15 protein-coding genes and 1 pseudogene are annotated in these 18,061 nt (G+C 61.6%); 7 read left to right on the forward strand and 9 right to left on the reverse strand.

What is annotated here, in order from left to right:
* Positions 1 to 109 precede the first annotated feature (109 nt).
* A complete protein-coding gene (locus tag ABD819_RS00300; protein WP_345119754.1) occupies positions 110 to 559 on the forward strand; it encodes a hypothetical protein in 450 nt (149 codons plus the stop codon).
* Between the two features lie 221 nt (positions 560 to 780).
* On the opposite strand, the gene infB is transcribed toward ABD819_RS00300, so the two are convergent.
* The 3 genes and pseudogenes from infB to ABD819_RS00315 form a co-directional block, all read right to left on the reverse strand.
* On the reverse strand, positions 781 to 3,846 hold the full coding sequence (infB, locus tag ABD819_RS00305) for a translation initiation factor IF-2 (RefSeq protein ID WP_425553866.1): 3,066 nt from the start codon (positions 3,844 to 3,846) through the stop codon (positions 781 to 783).
* A 437-nt stretch (positions 3,847 to 4,283) separates the two neighbouring features.
* Positions 4,284 to 5,516 (reverse strand): annotated as a pseudogene (nusA, locus tag ABD819_RS00310) (transcription termination factor NusA); the annotation flags it as partial.
* 149 nt (positions 5,517 to 5,665) lie between these two features.
* Entirely contained in the window at positions 5,666 to 6,136 is a 471-nt protein-coding gene (locus ABD819_RS00315; protein ID WP_345119757.1) for a ribosome maturation factor RimP, read from the reverse strand.
* 276 nt (positions 6,137 to 6,412) lie between these two features.
* On the opposite strand from ABD819_RS00315, the gene ABD819_RS00320 reads away from it, so the two are divergent.
* The 3 genes from ABD819_RS00320 (at position 6,413) to ABD819_RS00330 (ending at position 8,743) form a co-directional block, all read left to right on the forward strand.
* Positions 6,413 to 6,943, forward strand: coding sequence for a DUF2911 domain-containing protein (locus ABD819_RS00320; RefSeq protein ID WP_345119758.1), 531 nt, complete (start codon positions 6,413 to 6,415; stop codon positions 6,941 to 6,943).
* 143 nt (positions 6,944 to 7,086) lie between these two features.
* On the forward strand, positions 7,087 to 8,124 hold the full coding sequence (gene selD, locus ABD819_RS00325; RefSeq protein ID WP_345119759.1) for a selenide, water dikinase SelD: 1,038 nt from the start codon (positions 7,087 to 7,089) through the stop codon (positions 8,122 to 8,124).
* A gap of 22 nt (positions 8,125 to 8,146) precedes the next feature.
* A complete protein-coding gene (locus tag ABD819_RS00330; protein WP_345119760.1) occupies positions 8,147 to 8,743 on the forward strand; it encodes a PH domain-containing protein in 597 nt (198 codons plus the stop codon).
* Between the two features lie 10 nt (positions 8,744 to 8,753).
* Here the strand turns inward: ABD819_RS00330 and ABD819_RS00335 are convergent, their stop codons facing one another.
* From ABD819_RS00335 to ABD819_RS00360, 6 genes are all read right to left on the reverse strand, one after another.
* Positions 8,754 to 10,166: a hypothetical protein gene (locus ABD819_RS00335; RefSeq protein WP_345119761.1), complete on the reverse strand. Its 1,413-nt coding sequence runs from the start codon at positions 10,164 to 10,166 to the stop codon at positions 8,754 to 8,756.
* Positions 10,167 to 10,305: 139 nt separating this feature from the next.
* The gene (locus tag ABD819_RS00340) at positions 10,306 to 10,917 is read right to left on the reverse strand and encodes a porin family protein (protein WP_425553867.1); all 612 of its coding nucleotides are present in this window, start codon (positions 10,915 to 10,917) and stop codon (positions 10,306 to 10,308) included.
* Positions 10,918 to 11,121: 204 nt separating this feature from the next.
* Positions 11,122 to 11,862, reverse strand: a complete 741-nt coding sequence (locus ABD819_RS00345) for a hypothetical protein (protein ID WP_345119763.1) — start codon at positions 11,860 to 11,862, stop codon at positions 11,122 to 11,124.
* 41 nt (positions 11,863 to 11,903) lie between these two features.
* Complete coding sequence (locus tag ABD819_RS00350) at positions 11,904 to 12,812, reverse strand: hypothetical protein (protein WP_345119764.1); 909 nt, start codon at positions 12,810 to 12,812, stop codon at positions 11,904 to 11,906.
* The gene (locus ABD819_RS00355) at positions 12,809 to 13,501 is read right to left on the reverse strand and encodes a hypothetical protein (RefSeq protein WP_345119765.1); all 693 of its coding nucleotides are present in this window, start codon (positions 13,499 to 13,501) and stop codon (positions 12,809 to 12,811) included. Before ABD819_RS00355 ends, ABD819_RS00350 begins: the two co-directional genes overlap by 4 nt.
* A complete protein-coding gene (locus tag ABD819_RS00360) occupies positions 13,498 to 14,040 on the reverse strand; it encodes an RNA polymerase sigma factor (RefSeq protein WP_345119766.1) in 543 nt (180 codons plus the stop codon). The genes ABD819_RS00355 and ABD819_RS00360 overlap by 4 nt, the downstream gene beginning before the upstream one ends.
* 152 nt (positions 14,041 to 14,192) lie before the next feature.
* On the opposite strand from ABD819_RS00360, the gene ABD819_RS00365 reads away from it, so the two are divergent.
* From ABD819_RS00365 to ABD819_RS00375, 3 genes are all read left to right on the forward strand, one after another.
* Positions 14,193 to 14,615, forward strand: a complete 423-nt coding sequence (locus ABD819_RS00365) for a ribosome-binding factor A (RefSeq protein ID WP_345119767.1) — start codon at positions 14,193 to 14,195, stop codon at positions 14,613 to 14,615.
* A gap of 102 nt (positions 14,616 to 14,717) precedes the next feature.
* Positions 14,718 to 15,527: a class I SAM-dependent methyltransferase gene (locus ABD819_RS00370; RefSeq protein ID WP_345119768.1), complete on the forward strand. Its 810-nt coding sequence runs from the start codon at positions 14,718 to 14,720 to the stop codon at positions 15,525 to 15,527.
* Positions 15,528 to 15,676: 149 nt separating this feature from the next.
* Positions 15,677 to 16,909 carry an ABC transporter permease gene (locus tag ABD819_RS00375; RefSeq protein WP_345119769.1) on the forward strand — a complete coding sequence of 411 codons (1,233 nt, stop codon included), beginning with the start codon at positions 15,677 to 15,679 and terminating at the stop codon, positions 16,907 to 16,909.
* Positions 16,910 to 18,061 lie beyond the last annotated feature (1,152 nt).

Here is an 18,061-nt window from a genome sequence, read left to right on the forward strand (position 1 = left end):
AGGGGCGGCTTACCGGAGGCGGGCGCACATTTCGCGTCGCGTATTGAACCACCCACTTCTCCCATTCGTTAGGCCGCAACCCCCTTCCCCATTTTCCTCTTTGGCTAACATGAAAACATTGCTTGCCGCCGCGCTACTAAGCACCCTGAGCTTTGGTACCGCCCATGCCCAAACGGGCCCGGCCTTCCCCATGCCCGGCCAGGGCAGCAGCGAAGCCGGCGCTCGCAGTAACAACAGCAACAACGCCGAGGGCCTGGCCCGCAACCAGCGCCGCGCCGCCATGAGCCCCGACGAAATCAAGCGCGACCAGCAGCTTGAACTGCTCGAGGCCCGCACCGGCAACACCAGCTTCGGCGGCCGCAATGGTGCGCCCGAGCGCCAGTTCGACTCCAACCGCAGCGGCAACGGCTTCATGGTTCGCAAGTTCAAAGCCAAGCCCGGCAAACCCGGCTACGCCCAGCAAAAGCGCGGCATGAGCCACCCCATGGGCGGCTCCAACCCCGCTGGCAAGCCGCTGGTGCACAAGCACAAAAGCAACAAGAAATTCCTCCTCTTCTAAATCACGGATTACGCGGATTTTAGCGGATTTCACGGATTTTGTAGTCGATTCGACCAGCGAAAAAGGCTTGCCAAATGGCAAGCCTTTTTCAGTTAAGGTTTAATGCGGGCAAGCCTTGCGCTACAACACAAGAGGCCACCCAAACGGGTGGCCTCTTTATGGCAGAACGCAATCGACTACAAAATCCGTGAAATCCGCTGAAATCCGCGTAATCCGTGATTTTAGAGTGTGCGCTTGATTTCCTTCTCTTCGAAGCCTTCGATGTTGTCTCCTTCAATCAATTCGTTGAAGTTCTTGATGGAGATACCGCACTCGTAGCCCTGGCGCACCTCGCTCACGTCGTCTTTGAAACGCTTGAGGTCCTGGATTTCGCCGGTGTGCAGCACGATGCCGTTGCGCACTACCCGCACCTTGGTTTTGCGGCTCAACGTACCTTCCGTCATCATACAGCCGGCAATAGTGCCCACTTTGGTGATGTTGAAGACCATCCGTACTTCGGCGTTGGCCACCACCACTTCCTGCACCGTTGGGGCCAGCATGCCTTCCATGGCATCCTTCACCTCGTTGATAGCATTGTAAATGATGCTGTAGAGACGCACGTCAATCTGCTCCTGCTCGGCCAGCTTGCGGGCACTCTGCGAGGGCCGCACCTGGAAGCCGATGATGATGGCGTCGGAAGCCGAAGCCAGCAGTACGTCACTTTCCGAGATAGCGCCCACCCCTTTCGATAGGATGTTCACCTTCACTTCCGGCGTGCTCAGTTTCAGCAAGGAGTCGGAAAGTGCTTCCACTGAGCCGTCCACGTCGCCCTTCACCAGGATGTTAAGTTCTTTAAACGAGCCGATAGCCAAACGGCGACCGATTTCGTCCAGCGTGATGTGCTTCTTGGTCCGGATGGTCTGCTCACGGGCCAGCTGCAGGCGCTGGGTAGCCGTTTCGCGGGCTTCGCGCTCCGTTTCCATTACCTGGATGCGGTCGCCGGCCTGCGGGGCCCCGGTGAGGCCGAGTACCTGCACCGGCGTAGCGGGCGGCGCGGTTTTCATTTTCTTACCACGGTGGTCCGTCATGGCCTTCACGCGGCCAAAGTGCGGGCCGGCGAGAATGATGTCACCCACGTTCAGCGTACCGGTTTGCACCAGCACGGTAGTCACGTAGCCGCGGCCTTTGTCCAGCGAGGCTTCGATAACCGTACCAATGGCCCCACGGTCAGGGTTGGCTTTCAGGTCGAGCAGTTCGGCTTCCAGCAGCACCTTTTCCAGCAGCTCTTCAATACCAATACCCGATTTGGCCGAAACCTCCTGGCTCTGGTATTTGCCGCCCCATTCTTCCACCAGAATGTTAATCTGGGAAAGCTCCTCGCGGATTTTCTCGGGGTTGGCGGTCTGCTTGTCAATCTTGTTGAGGGCGATGATAATCGGCACCCCAGCCGCTTGCGCGTGGTTGATGGCTTCCTTGGTCTGCGGCATCACCGAGTCGTCGGCCGCCACCACAATGATGGCAATGTCCGTAACCTTGGCACCACGGGCACGCATGGCCGTAAAGGCTTCGTGACCCGGTGTATCAAGGAAGGTAATGGCCTGGCCCGACTTGGTCCGCACCTCGTAGGCACCAATGTGCTGCGTGATGCCGCCGGCTTCGCCCTTGGCCACACTCGCGTCGCGGATGTAGTCAAGCAGCGAGGTTTTACCGTGGTCGACGTGGCCCATGATGGTCACGATGGGGGCGCGGGGGCGCAGGTCCTCTTCGTTGTCGCCGGCATCGATGCTGATTTCTTCCTCTTCTTTCGACAGGAATTCCACATCGAAACCAAATTCGTCGGCAATTACTGTAATGGCTTCGGCATCAAGGCGCTGGTTGATGGATACGAACATGCCCATACCCAGGCACACCTTGATAACCTCGTTCACGTTCACGTCCATCAGCGAGGCCAGGTCGTGGGCCGAGATGAATTCAGTGAGCTTGAGGATTTTGGCGTCGAGCTCGTTCTGTGCGCGCAGGGCCTCGCGGTCCTCGGCCAGCATGCTCCGCTTGTCGCGGCGATACTTGGCGCGGTTCTGCGTGTTGCCGCCCTTGTTGCCACCGAGCTTGGCCAATGTGGCCTTAATCTGCTCCTGAATCTGCTTTTCAGCCTGTTCAGGGGTAAGTGCGGGGGCATTAGGCTTGGGAGCCGACTGGCCACCGGGACGCTGACCGGGACCACCCGGGCGCTGGCCAGGGCCACCGGCGGGGCGGTTGCCCTGGTAGCCGCCACCCTGGCCGGGTGCGCCAGCCGGGCGGTTGCCCTGATAGCCGGGGCTGGGCGGGCTGGTAGTGCTGCCAGCAGGACCGGGCAGGCGGGTGCGCTTCTTCTGGCCGGGGCCAGCGGGCAAGCCGCGCTTGCTCACATCCGACGATGCAATGGGGCGGGGGCCACGGCCACCCGGACCACGACGGTCATTATTAATAGAAGACAGGTCAATCTTGCCCAATACGGTCAGGCCTTTCAGCGTGTCCGACTTGGCAACGATGGTGCTGGTGTCTTCGGGAGTAGCGGGAGCAACTTCGGCTGGCGCGGCGGCAGGAGTAGCGGCAACCGGGGCTGCAGCGACCGGAGCCACTGGGGCGGCCGGAACCGGGGCAACTGGAGCCGGGGCGACAGCGACAGGCGCAGCCTCCACCTTAGCCACCGGCTGAGCGACCGGAGCCTGAGGTGCAGGAGTTGGCGCAGCAGCAACGGGAGCTTCCACCTTAGGAGCGGGAGCGGCCGGAGCTTCGGCTTTGGGTGCAACGGGAGCAGCTGGAGCCGGAACCGGCGTAGCTACTGGCGCAGCCGCAACTGGTGCTTCGACTGGCTTGGGCTTGGGCGGCACAACGCGGCCTTTGCTATCCAACTCAATCTTGCCCATCACCTTCAGGCCGGGTACGGCGGGTGCATCGGCAGCAGGAGCGGGAACCGGGGCTGGAGCCTCCACCTTAGGCGCAGCGGGAGCAGCAGCTACCGGAGCGGCGGGAGCCGAAACCGGGGCAGGTGCTGCCGCTACTGGCGCAGGAGCCGGAACAGCGGGCACCGGCTTAGCGGCCGGGGCCGCTACCGGAGCGGGCCGGTGAACTGGCGCAGCAGGTTTGGGAGCCGCATCAAGGTCGCTCTGGCGCTTGGCCTGAATGACTTTCTGCGCCTCCTGCCGGTCATGAGCAGAGGATGCGAACTCCTTCTCAAGCGAGGCCACCTGCTCACCAGTGAGCTTAGTGGTCGGCTTGTTCTCTACTTGTATACCTTTCTTGGCCAGGGCTTCTACCACCCTGTCCATTCCAATATTCAGGTCTTTGGCCGCCTGTTGTAGCCGTTTCGGGGTTGCTTCCGCCATTCTAATCTTTTCTCGCGTACGATACGCTTCTAAGTGCAAAGGTATTACAATAAATCTTGCCAGCAGGGTGCAAACCGTGCCTACTGACACGATTTGTTACCCTTGCCGTACCGGCCGCGCGGCCGTCATTGGGCTGGCTCGGCGGGAGAGCTTGCGCCCGCTTCCTCAGTCGTTGGTTTGTTTTCGTCGGTTTCCTCTGTTGCCAGCGGGATGTGCTCGGGAGCCGTTTCGGTGGCCGAAGTGTGCGTTACGGCCGCTTCCTCGTCGGTAGCAGCGGCATCTGCAGCGGCATCTGCAGCAGCATCTGGAGCCGTTGCATCGGTCCTGGCACGGGTTTTAGCAGCTTCCAGGGTGCTGTCGTCGAGGTCCTCGTCGTCGGCAAATTCCTGGCGGATAACGCGGTACACGTCGTCCACCATTTCTTCTTCGAGCTCGGTCCGACGCACGATGTCGTCCTTCTTCACGGCCAGCACGGCACGGCCGGTATCCAGACCAATTTTCTTCAGCTCGGCCAGTACCCAAGGCTCGATTTCGTCCTGGAACTCGTCCAGCGAAATGTCTTCCTCATAGTCGATGGCTTCGCGGAACACGTCGATTTCCATGCCCACCAACCGGCTGGCCAGCTTAATGTTGGCACCGCCACGGCCGATGGCCAGGCTCACCTGGTCAGGCTTCATGAACACGGAAACCCGGCCGCTCTCCTGGTTTATCTTCATAGAACCCACCTTGGCCGGCGATAGTGCCCGCGCAATATAGAGTTCCAGGTTATCGGTGTAGTTGATGATGTCGATGTTCTCATTCTCGAGCTCACGCACTACCGGATGGATGCGGCTACCCTTCATGCCCACGCAGGCACCCACGGGGTCGATGCGCTCGTCGTAGCTCTCCACGGCTACTTTGGCGCGCTCGCCGGGCTCGCGCACCACGTTCTTGATGACGATAAGACCATCGTAAATCTCGGGCACTTCCAACTCGAACAAACGCTCCAGAAAAGCCGGGGCGGCGCGCGAAAGGATGATTTTCGGGGTACCGTTAATCACCTCTACGCGGTGCACCACGGCGCGCACGGTATCGCCCTTGCGGAACCGGTCCTTGGGGATTTGCTCACCTTTCGGCATCACCAGCTCGTTGTCGTCCTTGTCCATGATGAGCGCCTCGCGGCTCCACACCTGGTACACTTCGCCGGTCACAATTTCGCCCACCTGGTCCTTGTACTTCTGGTACAGGTTGTCGCGCTCGAGGTCCTTCACGCGCTGAATCAGCGTCTGGCGGGCCATAAGCACGGCCCGGCGGCCGAAATCTTCCAGCTTCACGCCTTCAGCCACGGACTCCCCTACTTCAAAATCGGGCTCGATTTTCTGGGCATCGGTGAGCGTGATTTTGTCGTGGTCCCAGATGTCCTCGGAGTTGTCGTCCACGATTTCGCGGTTGCGCCAGATTTCCAGGTCGCCGTTATCGGGGTTGATGATAACGTCGAAGTTTTCGTCCTGGTCGAATTTCTTGCGAATCATGGTGCGAAACACGTCGTCCAGGATGCTCATCATCGTGGGCCGGTCAATGTTTTTGCTCCGGGCAAATTCGCCGAAGGATTCAATGAGTTCGTGGCTATTCATAAATCACGGATTTTGCGGATTTAAACGGATTTCACGGATTTTGTAGTCGATTTTATCGCAGAGGAAATACATTTCGGAGAATGTAGAAGACAGTTGACGGTGTCTACAAAATCCGTGAAATCCGCTAAAATCCGTGAAATCCGTGATTATTACTTGAAGGAGATAACAACCTTGGCTTCCTGAATATCCCCGAAAGGATAGAAGGCGGCGGGCAGGGTCGTTTTCTTGGTTTTTTGTTTGATGACTTCTTCAATTTCCACGCCTTCGGGCGTAGCGGCGAGCAGGGTACCGGTTTTCTCGGTACCGTCGGCCAGCTTCAGGGCCAGCGAGCGGCCGATGTGGCGCGGGTACTGGCGGGAGTCGGTCAGGGGCTGGTCGGCACCGGGGCTGGTGACTTCCAGGGAGTAGGCCGATTCCTCGCCGTAGTGCTCGTCGATGCGGCGCGCCAGGCGGCGGCTGATGGTGGCGCAGGCCTGAATGGCCAGGCCCTCGGGGCCATCAAGGGTAACGGTCACCTTCGGCAGCACCGAATCGGACACGGTGAGGCCCACGATGAACAACTCCTGGTCGCCGATGGCGTCGCGGAGCATTTCAAGCAGCAGGGTGCGGTCGAAAGACATAGTTTTTGAAACAAGCGGGCAAAAAAAGAGGGGACTGCGCGTCCCCTTTTTGCTAAAGCGAATACCAACTTCGGGGGTAAAGATACGACAATACCGGAAGGATTACAAGCAATGCGGGACTTCGGGGGCGTGAGCAGGCTTTGGTAGCCCTGAGGCTCGGGACGCAACTGTGGCCTGGGTTTCCCGCTTTTAGAACCTTGAGTCATTGCATCGGGTTTCCCGGCATTGGCACGTAACACTCCCAAAAATTTCCTCATGTTTAATGCTATAAGCCTTATGAACACTCTGCAATTGTTTCGCCGCGCCGCTTTCGGTCTGGCCGCCGTGCTCATCATCAACACCGCCCAGGCCCAAGCCGCGCCGGCCAAGGAAGCCAAGCCCAGCCCGGCGGCGAAGGCAACGGGCAAGGTTGGCGCTTCGAATGTGACCGTGGCCTACAGCAGCCCGGCCGTGAAGGGCCGCCCCATCTGGGGTGGGCTGGTGCCCTATGGCCAGGTGTGGCGCGCCGGGGCCAACGAGGCGACCACGGTAGAGTTCAGCAAGGCGGTGATGGTGGAAGGCAAGGCGTTGCCGGCCGGCAAGTATGGCTTCTTCGTGCTGCCGACCGAGAAGCAATGGACCGTCATCTTTAACAAGGTGCCGAACCAGTGGGGTGCTTATGAGTACGACGCGAAGCAGGATGCGCTGCGCGTGGTGGTGACGCCGCGCAAGGCGGCCAGCATGAGCGAGCGACTGGTTTACGAGGTGAAACCGACCGGCCTGGTGCTGCGCTGGGAAAACCTGGAAGCCCCGATTGCCATTAAATAGCAGCGCCAGGGACTTGTACCCCGAATTTCCAATTCGGCCGCGTGAACGATGCTTGACCGACTCGTTCACGCGGCCGAATTGGAAATTCGGGGTACACGTTTAATGCCCGCTTACTTTTGCACCGACCCTGAATTCTGAACCTTATGGAATACAAACTCACCCAATACAGCCACGGCGCGGGCTGCGGCTGCAAAATCGCCCCCGCCGTGCTCGACCAGATGCTGCACACCAGCATTGCCCAGCCGCAGCACGACAAGCTGCTGGTGGGCAATGCCAGCCGCGACGACGCGGCGGTGTACGACATCGGCGGGGGGCAGGCAGTGATTTCGACCACCGACTTCTTCATGCCCATCGTGGACGATGCCTACGATTTTGGGCGCATTGCCTCGGCCAATGCCATTTCGGATGTGTACGCCATGGGCGGGCGGCCGCTGCTGGCCATTGCCGTGCTGGGCTGGCCCGTGGATAAGCTGCCGCCCGAAGTAGCCGCCCGCGTGCTGGAAGGAGCGCGCAGCATCTGCGCCGAAGCCGGCATTCCGCTGGCCGGCGGCCACAGCATCGACTCGCCGGAGCCCATTTTTGGGCTGGCCGTGACGGGCATGGTCGACATTGTGGATTTGAAGCAGAACGACACGGCCACAGCCGGTTCGGAGCTGTTTCTGACCAAGCCGCTGGGGGTGGGCATTCTAACCACAGCGCAGAAAAAAGGCATTTTGCGGGATGAGGACGCCAGCATCGCGCCAGCCCAGATGATGCAGCTGAATAAGATTGGGGCGGAGCTAAGCAAGCTGCCGGCCGTGACGGCCCTGACCGACGTGACCGGCTTCGGCCTGCTCGGGCACCTGGCCGAGGTGTGCGAGGGCAGCGGCCTGACGGCGGAAATCGACTTTAGCAAAGTACCCCGCATCGCAGCGGCCGAGGCTTACCTGAAGCAAGGGAGCGTACCCGGCGGCACGGTGCGAAACTGGACCAGCTACGGCCACAAGGTGAGCGCCATCAGCGACGAGCAGCGCAACTGGCTCTGCGACCCGCAGACTTCGGGCGGCCTGCTGGTGTGCGTGGCCCCCGAGGGCCGGGCGGCGGTGCTGGCCGTGTTCGAGAAGAACGGGCTGGCGCTGGAAAGCTTCGGCCGGCTGCGGACCCACGCGGAGGGGGAAGCCTGGGTGCAAGTGGGCGCATAGTCCGGCTCGGTAGCTCTACTTTATGAAGTCTGCGATTTTTCGTCCGCTGCTCGAAATAGCGGCGGTGCTTTTGCTGGTGCTGGGCGCGGCGCGCTGGGTTACGGGGCTTTTCTCGAAGCGCACCCACGTGTATCAAACCACGGCGGCGCGGCAAATGCGGCTGCTGTTCTGGCCACTGCTAGCGCTGGGAGCGGGGCTGAGCGTGGTGCCAGCCGTGGCCATGGGCGGCGAGCAGGCCGCCAGCACGTTCGTGTGGCTGCTGACGGCGGGCTTCGTGCTTTTCACCCTGCTGCTGAGTGGGCCGGCGCTGCTGCTGCACCTGCGCTACTGGACGCTGAACCACGAAACCACCCTGGTTTTTCAGCCCGATAGCAACCTGCTGGAAGTGTACGAAGCGGGCCAGCGGGTGGCGTTTGAGCGGCGCGACCTGGCCCGCATAGAGCGGGTGACCTGCCGGGCCCGGCGCAGCTTCTGGGCGCGCTACGACTACCTGCGCCTGCACCTGCACGACGGCCGCGTGGTGGTGCTCACGTCCCTGCTCACCGATTTGGAGCCGCTGGCAACCTTCCTGCGCAACGTGCCTACCGAACGGCGCGCCGTGGCCTGGTGCTGGGTGTAGCGCCCCGGCACTAGGGCCGGCGGCGGTACAGGTTAAGCGTACTGGTCGGCTCGTAAGGCCCGAAAACGGCGGGCAGCAGTTGCTTCAGCCGCGGCACCTGGTTGCTTTGGTCGAGGAGGTAGGCGGGAGGTACGGTGCCCATTTTTTCGGCTACCCGCACCACGGCGGCATATTCTGTAAGGTGGCCAAAGTCAATTTGCGACAGGTTCCAGTCCAGGTAGGGCGTGGCCGGACGATTGTAGAAATAGGCGCGGTCGTCGGGGCCGAGGATGAGTAAGGTCTGGCCGCGCAGGGTAGCGTAGCGCGGGTCGGGCAGCAGGCCAAACCGGCTTTCGGCGGGCATGTGCAGCAGGCTTTCGAGGCGCGGCACATGGGCGCGGAAGCGCAGCACCACCGCCGCGTTGAGGATAAGCAGCAGCCCCAGCTCCAGCAGCAGGGGCCGGCGCGAGCGCTGCCACAAAAACAGGCTGAAGTAGGCCAGCGGCGGCAGCAGCAGCACCAGCACCCCCGCCGCGCCGCCGCGCTCCACGGCCGCCGTGGCAAAGGCTACCGCCAACCACACCAGCATCAGCTGCCGAAACTTTATCTGGAACACCAGGCCCAGCGAGGTGCCCAGGGCGCGCAGCAGCGCCAGCGCCAGCACCAGGCCGGGCACTATCAGCAGGCGCAGCTGCAGGCCGGCGGGCAGGCCACTGGCAATCAAATCGGTAAGGCCCGGCTGCAGGTGAAACTGCGCGAAGCCCGGCAGCGCCCCGGTGTAGAAAAAGAACGTGGCTACTGCCGCATACGGGAAGAAAAAACCGCACAGCAGCAGCAGCGAGCTCCGAAACGAGTTGGCCGCGAAAATCACCACCGCAAACAGGCCCACCAGCACAAACAAGCTCAGCGGCAGGTAGCACAGCGCGCCCACGCCAATCAGGAACCCGGCCCGGAACAGGCGGCGGTTGTCGTAGCCCTCGCGGGAGGTGGGCAGCAGCGCGCTCAGCGCAAACACGACGAAGGTGTGCCCCAGCAGCAGCGGCGACAGCGCATCCAAGTCGGTGCTCACGCTGCCTATCAGCAGGTAGGTGAGGGCTGCAATGTAGCCGCGCTCCGGGTGCACGTCGTAGCGGTTGAACACCAGGTTGAGGCGCAGGGCCTGCGCCAGCAGCAGCAGCAGCGCCACTATCCGGTAGAGCCACACCGGCCGCGAGAGCACGGCATCGAGGCTGGCGAAGAAAGCGGCGGCCAGCGGCGCGGTGCCGTCGTAGAGGTCGCGGTAGGGCATGGCCCCGCCGTGCACCCGCTCGCCCACCAGCAGGGCCCGCAGCTCGGCGGCCGTCACGGGCAGGCCCAGCCAGAGCAATGGCAAACGCAGGGCCAGCACCAGCAGCAGCAGAGCCAGCAGCTGGGCCGGCAGGGAGCTTTTGAAAAAACGAAGCACTGGGCGGAGGTAGCGGGACGGAATTGGGGTTTCGGGGTGTAAAGATTACCCATTCCCCGTGCACGCTGCCGATTCCGTGATGAAATGTGCCCAACCTTAGACTACCCGGCTCATCGGCGCTGAGGGGAGTAGCCTAAGGTTACCGGCCAAGCCGGCGGCTATCGTAGAGTAGAAATCCCAGATTCAGAATCACCTGGCTAGTCGATTGACGATAAGCATATTGCTGACCAGCGTATTCGAACCTCCGGGTGTAAGGCGTGAGGCTATGCTCGTAGCGGGCGCTCACGTCGAAGCGCCAGAAGGTGGTGCCAATGCCCGCTTGGGCCAGCAGTTGCACCGGCACCACGCTGTCGTAGAGGCTTTGAACTAATGGGACGTAGACGACGCTCGGGTCGCCATAATTATCGCGCAGGTTGTAGGCCAGCACCGGCCCGGCCAGCAGGTAGCCCCGCTTGCCGAGGCGCAGGCCGGCGAGCGTAGCCACCTCGAACCGGCGCACCCGAGGCGTGAAGATGACCAGGTTGGGTACTGGAATTGACGGCTGGCTGAAATAGGTCAAGCCATACGCCTGCCCCAGAACTGAGCTGTAGGCCACCTCGGGCTGCACAAAAAACCGGCCCAACCCCACGCCTACCCGCGCGAAGCCACTGAACCGATTGCCAGTATCGTCAAGCCGCGACCCATCAATGTCCGTCAGCAGTTGAAACTGGGCTACGCTCAGGCTGGCTTGCCGGGCCCAGGTTTGGCCCATGCTAAAGCTGGCCGCGACGCCCACTGCCTGCAGCCGCTGCCCCACGGCTCCCTGGGCTGCGGCTAGGAGAAGCCCAAGCGCCAGGCCAGCCCGCCCACGGCCTTTTGCAGGGCCTTGCCACCCATTGAAAGGAATAATGCTGTTCACGAAAAAGAGGAGAAAAGTTGGGTAAGAGGATAATCAACGAGCACACAAGGACTCGCGTCAGCGGCCCAGCGCCAGCCCGATGCGGAGCAGGACAATCACAGTATTAGGAGCGGAAGCTGAGGCCGCACCGGTACCGCTGATGACATGGAAGGGAAAACCAAACGTGAAATCGACAAAGCCATACCGACCCAGACGACGTTGCAGGCCGTAGAGCAGGGCGGCGTCGAGGCGAACCGCCGGTCCGCCGTATTCGTAAGCAAAAAATGGCGTTTCCTGGGCCTGCCGGCCCACGCTGCTACCCAGCGCCAGCGAAAGGTAGTTGGCCGAGAAGTTGCTCGCGCTTTTGCCTTTTCGAATGCGCCGGGCGAGGTTATAATAGTAGCGGCCAGCCAGCTGGGAGCGCACAACGAAGCTATTGCGCAGGCGGCCGGTGCCCCTGTCCCGAAAACGGATAAAGTCGGGGCTGAGCTCAGCCATAACAGACCAGGCCGGCCGCAGCTTGCGCTCATACGTAAGGTGCGGCCCCGCGCGCAGGTAGTACAAACTCTCCCCCGTACTGTCAGTCCCAATAGTAGTGGTGAAATTATTGAGGCCCAGCTTCCACATCTGCTGTTCTTCAACCTGCACCCTTATCAACCGGCGGTACTGCTGCTCCAGCACGCTTTGCGGGGGCTGTGGGTCGGGGGCGGCTTCCTCGCTGTAGCTCACCCGCGACGAATCGGGCACGGTCTGCCCGGCGGCCGGACCAGCCATTAGCAGTGAAAATAGCCCAAGGGCCAGCAGGGAGCGGCACATCATTTTCTTCAGCAAAAGCATAAGTTCAGGGGACTAAGCAAGCCTCACGGCTGCGGCAATAATTGAATAGTAAGGGGGGCGTAGGAAGTGCTGATGCGAATGAGCGGCAACCCGGCTTGATTGGTAACCTGCAGCACGTTGCGGCCCAGGCTGCGGGTTTGGGCACCGGCCAGGCCAGACGGCAGCACCAGGCCCCCCTGGCTATTGCTAAGGCGGTAATTGAAGCGCTCGGCCCGGGCCACGCCCACCTTTACCTCCGTGCGCTCCGCTTCGATATCCAGATTGCGCAGGCCCTCGGTGGGCTCCACCAGCACGCTGCCGTAGCGGTTGCGAATGGCGTAGGTACCGGCAGCCTGCTGCAGGGCAATGGCCGATTTGTCGGCCTCGCAGTCCAGCCGGATATCCGTGTCGTGCCCGGTCAGGTCAGCAAATTTAGCCGTCACGGTTAGGGTGCCGCGCAGGTTCAGCAAGTTGATGGGGCCGAATTCCTGCACGATGGACTGCCGGCCGCTGAGCCCGGCCAGCGTGGTTTGGCCGTAGGCGTTGTGCAGCTCCACGGCCGCACCGGCGGGCACCCACAGGGTGTAGTCGGCCCGTAGGTCGCTGCGCAGGGCCGGGGCCCCAGCGGCCAGGGCATAGTAGTTTACCATGTCAATGGTGCGGCCGTGCGCTTCAAATTGGTAGCGGGCCACGGGCAGCTCCTGCTCGGCCACGGCGCGCTCGGCGTGTTTGGCCACCAGGCGCAGCACGAGGCGCACGGTGGGCTGGTCCCAGCCCTGCACCCGCACGGTGGCCTTCTCGGCCCGAATGCGCACCAGTGTGCCTGCCGGGCACGGCAGTCGCTGCTCCACCGTGCGGGTCACGACCTGCACGGTGCGCTGCGCCCGGGCCGGGGGCCCACTCGTCAGGCTCAGCAGCAGCAGCCAGCCGAAGAACGTGTTCAGTGACTTCATGAGATTAGCAGGCGAATAAGCTCGCGCGTAACGGTGGCTTTGAGGGTGGTTACCTGCACCTGGTGGCGCACCAGCTCGGGGCTGTTGCCGTGCTGGCGCGTGTAGCGGGCCAGGCCCTGCTCCTCGGTTTCAAGCTCGAGCAACTGGCTGTGCAGCGACTGAAAATCCGGCGACTGGCACACTGCTGGCTGGGCCTGGCAATGCGCATCAATAAAGGCCCGGCCTTCGGCTTCCACGGGGTCAGCCGATGGCAGGGCTGCTGGGCTGGGCGCGTCCACCACGGTTTCCTGGCTGTAGGCCAGCGTCTCGCGGGGCCCGCGCGCGGCGGGGCCGGGGCGCAGGTTCCACAGCAGCACCACGGCCAACAGCACACTGGCCGCCAGGGCCGCCAGTCGGCGCACGCTGGTAGTGAGGGGCCACAGGGGGCGCACCACTACCGGCCGGGCCGGCAAGGCAGGATTCACTGCTACTTCGGCGGGCGCGTCGAGGCGGGCGGCAATGGCATTCCACAGGTCGTCAGCGGGCTCGGGCACCGGGAGCTGGGCTACGGCGCGGCTCAGGACGGGCGGGGGCAGCTGGGCCTCGATGCGGGCCCACAGGTCGGCGGCCGGCTCGGGTACAGGCAGCTCGTTCAGGGCCCGGCGCAGGTTCGGCCGGCCGGGTTCGGGCAGTTCGGGCGTAGGGCTCATGGGTATAAATGGTAAAGTTTGACTTGCAGCTGCTGCTTGGCGCGGTAGAGCTGCGATTTGCTGGTGCCTTCCGAAATGCCCAGCAGCTCGGCCACCTCGCGGTGCGTGTAGCCTTCCACTTCAATCAGGCAAAACACGGTGCGGTAGCCCGCTGGCAATTCGCCAATGGCCTTATCCAGCGCTTCCCCGGTCAGGCTATCGTGCCAGGCCACCAGCGGCTCGGCGTGCCGCAGGGGGTCGTATACCTCCATCTGGCTTTCCTGGCGCAGGAGCTGCAAGGCCTGCCGCACCACGATGGTGCGAATCCAAGCCCCCAGCGTGGCTTCCTGCCGGAAAGTGGCCAGCTGCCGAAATACCTTCACAAAAGCTTCCTGCAAGGCATCGTGGGCCAGGTCGCGGTCGTGCAGAATGCGCAACGCGCAGGCAAACATGGCTGCCTTATACCGCTGGTACAACTGGAACTGCGCCGCCCGCTCCTGCGCCAGGCAGCCGGTCAGCAGCTGTTCTTCCGAAGCATTAGCGGGGTAAGGTTGAGTCACGAGAAAGGGAATGTGCCGCAAAGTGCCGGGCCGCGGGCAAAAGGTTGGCTGGGGTTCAAAAAATATTTTTCCGGCGGGCTGCCGCGCAATTCAAGCGCCGTTGGCAGACATACTTACCGGCAATCCACGACCATCGTACCTTTGCCGGTCATATGGAAAGCAAACGACAACAAAAAATGGCCAGCCTGCTCCAGCAGGAGTTGGCCGCCGTGCTGCAGCGCGACCTGCCGCACCTCTTCAGCGGTGGGCTGGCCCCGAGCATCAGCATGGTGAAAGTGACGCCCGACCTGGGCCAGGCCCGCGTGTACCTCAGCCTGCTGCTGGGCAATAACGCCACCGACCGGCTCGAAATCATCAAGGACAACGCCAAGGAAATTCGTCACGCCCTGGCCAAGCGCATCCGCAAAACGGCCCGCGTGGTGCCCGAGCTCATCTTCTTCCACGACGACAGCGCCGCCTACGCCGCCCACATGGACCAGGTGCTCGGCACGCTCGACATTCCGGCTGCCCCCACGGAGCAACCCGACGAGAGCGAAGACAAGCCCGCCCGGCCGCGGCTATTTAACAATGAGTAACTGAGTGAGGGAGTGACTGAGTGACGTTCAATTCTTGAAAATCAATCGGTTATTCCCCGTTTAGCTATGCTCACTCAGTCACTCCCTCACTCAGTCACTCTCTTGTATTACGACCCGATTAAAAAGACGCTCGGCCAGGTTTTCAACCGCACGCCGTGGCTGCGCCGACTGTTTTATCACCTGCTCGACCTGCTGCTGCTGCGCACCTGGCACGTGCACCGGGAGCTGCGCCGCTGGGCCAAAGGCCGCACCCAGGAACCGCTGAATATCCTCGACGCCGGCTCCGGCTACGGCCAGTACACGTACTGGATGAGCGGCCTGAGCCCGCAGTGGAACATCCTGGCCGTGGACGTGAAAGAGGAGCAGGTGGCCGATTCCAATACCTTCTTTCGCCAGATTGGCCGCAGGAACGTGCAGTTTGCCGTGCAGGATTTGGTGCTCTATCAGGAGCCGAATTCCTTTGACCTGGCGCTGTCGGTGGACGTGATGGAGCACATTCTGGAAGACGTGGAAGTGTTTCGCAATATTCACGCTTCGCTGAAGGATGGCGGCATGCTGCTGATTTCGACCCCCAGCGACCAGGGCGGCTCCGACGTGCACGACGACGGCGAAACCAGCTTCATCGAAGAGCACGTGCGCGACGGCTACAACATCCGCGAGATTCAGCAGAAGCTGAGCACCGCCGGTTTCGAGCGCATTGAGGCCCGCTACGCCTACGGCGAGCCGGGCCAGATTTCGTGGCGGCTGAGCATGAAATACCCCATTCTGATGCTGGGCAAGTCGCGGGCCTTTTTCCTCCTGCTGCCACTTTATTACGCCATCACCTTCCCCTTCTGCCTGCTGCTGAACTGGCTCGATGCCCGCACCACCCACGACTCGGGCACCGGCCTCATCGTGAAGGCCTGGAAATAAGACCACAGATTTAACGGATTATAACGAATGAAACGGATTTCTTTGTGGTTCCGCTCATCCGTGACAAGCTGTGATACTTGGTGGAGATACTACCGGCAGAACCACAAATAATCTGCTCTATCCGTTAAAATCCGTTAAATCTGCGGTCCGTGAACGTTCCCCTCCTCATTTCCCGGCGCTACTTCCGGTCCAAGAACAAGCGCAACATCATCACCATCATCTCCAACATTTCGATGATTGGGGTGGCGGTGGGCACGGCTGCGCTGATTATTGTGCTGTCGGTGTTCAACGGCCTCGAGGACTTAGTGCGCACGCTCTATGGCAAGTCGGACCCCAATCTGGTGATTTCGGCCACCAAGGGCAAGGCCTTCGACGTGAACCGCACCTTCCTGATGAAGCTGGAAAACACGCCCGGCGTGGCCCTGCTCACCGAAGTCATTGAGGACAATGCCCTGCTGCAGTATCACGACCGCCAGATGGTGGTGAAAATGCGCGGCCTCTCGGATAACTACTTCGGTCAGAGTCAGATTGATGCTAACATTCGCGAGGGCGACCACCGCCTGCGCCGCGACAGCCTGGAGCTGGCCCTGGTGGGGGCCGGCGTGCAGCACGAGCTCAGCATCACGCTCAACAACCGCCTGGCACCCATGCGCCTGCTGTACCCGCGCAACACGCCCGGCAAAAAAACCCTGCAAATGGACCCCGACAAGGCGTTCAACGAGCAGAACCTGATTGCGGGCGGCGTATTCCTCATCGAGCAGCACATCGACGACAGCTATATTTTCGTGCCCCTTTCCTTTGCCCAACGCCTGCTGGGCTACACCACGCGCCGCACCGCCCTTTATGTGAAAGTGGGCGAGAGCTTTGTGATAGAAGACGTGAAAACGCAGCTCCGCAAGCAGCTCGGGCCCGATTTCAAAGTGCAGGACTCCGATGAGCAGCACGTCAGCTTGTTCAAGGCCATTAAAGTAGAGAAGCTGTTCGTTTTTATCACGTTCACGCTCATCCTGCTCATTGCCTCGCTCAACATCTTTTTCTCGCTCTCGATGCTGGTCATCGACAAGAAAAAAGACATCGCCGTGCTGATGGCAATGGGTGCCAGCCGGGAGAAAATCCGAAACACCTTTTTAATGGTGGGGGCCATTGTGGCCTTTGTAGGCGCGATTGTGGGCCTGATAGCGGGCGTGTCGCTGTGCTGGCTGCAGCAGCGTTTCGGCTTTGTGAGCATGGGCATGGCCACGAGCGTCGTCGACGCCTACCCGGTGAAAATGCAGGTTTCCGACATCGCCTTCACCTGCGCTTCCATCATTTTTATCACGCTGGCCGTAAGCATTCGGCCGGCCCTGAATGCCAGCAGGCTGGACTTACGCGACAGCTTATAAGCAGCACCTTGTCGGTAGCGGGCCGATAATACGAAGCAGGCTCAGCGAAAAACAGTGATAAAAATCATCGTGCCTATTCCATCTTTCGGCCCTACCTTGCGCTTTACGCGTGCCCGGCTATGAAAGTATCTACCGCAGAACCATTTCAAATCATCTACTCGCTGTTTGAGCACGAGTTCCTGGGCCATCTGTTCGCGGCCTACGTGGTGCAGCTGGGCCCCCGCGAGCAGCTAACGCTTCAGCATCAGACGGTTTCGGGCAAAAACGCGCACGAATTCGCGGACAGCCTCGACGCCACTGACTTCGAGCTGGTGGAGCTCTGCGACCAGATTCAGCAGGAGGCGGTGGTGAAGGAGTTCTGGCCCCGCAAGATTGCCACGGCCGAATTCTTCCTCAAAACTTACAACGCCGAAAAAGGCGACAAACCGCTTCAGGAGGTCATTACCAAGCATGTGCAAACGCGCATGGCGGCTATTCTGGCCCGATTGGCGGGCAAGCGCGTGTTCATCATGGGCCGCGATGGCGAGCCTACGTGGAAGGAAATTGGCCTGGCCCCGGCCAAGGCGTCCATCCTGTTCCACTTCCGCCGCAACGAGGAAGGCACGCACTATTTCCCCACCATTCAGTACCAGGGGCAGCGGCTTGATTTTCAGTACAAAGACGCGCTGCTGGTGTGCCTGCAGCCGGCCTGGTTGCTGCTCGGCGATTTGCTCTACTCCTTCCGCACCGAGGTGGACGGACGCAAGCTGCTGCCGTTTCTGAAAAAGAAGTTCATCGTGGTGCCCCGGCAGGTGGAAGAGAGCTACTTCCAGAAGTTCGTGGCTCCGCTCATGGAGTCGTTCGAGGTGCACGCCCGCGGGTTTGATATCCGGCAAGAGCGCTACGTGGCGCGGCCCCGGCTTACGTTCAGCGATGCGCTGCCGGTAGTGGCCCTGCCCGAAGCGCCCGTGCGGCCGCCCGGCCCGCCGCGCCGGGGCCGCATTCCGCTGCCCAAGCCCATCGCGCCGCTGCTCACGGGTTCCGAAACCGAGCAGATTCACTTCGAGCTGAGCTTTCGCTACGGCCCGCACCTCATGCCGCTGGGCACCAACAAGCCCGTGAGCGTGCACCTGGAAAAAACCGCCGACAGCTACGTTTTCCACCGTTTGCTGC

Origin of the sequence: Hymenobacter antarcticus (assembly GCF_039539545.1) — a bacterium.
Lineage (GTDB): Bacteria > Bacteroidota > Bacteroidia > Cytophagales > Hymenobacteraceae > Hymenobacter > Hymenobacter antarcticus.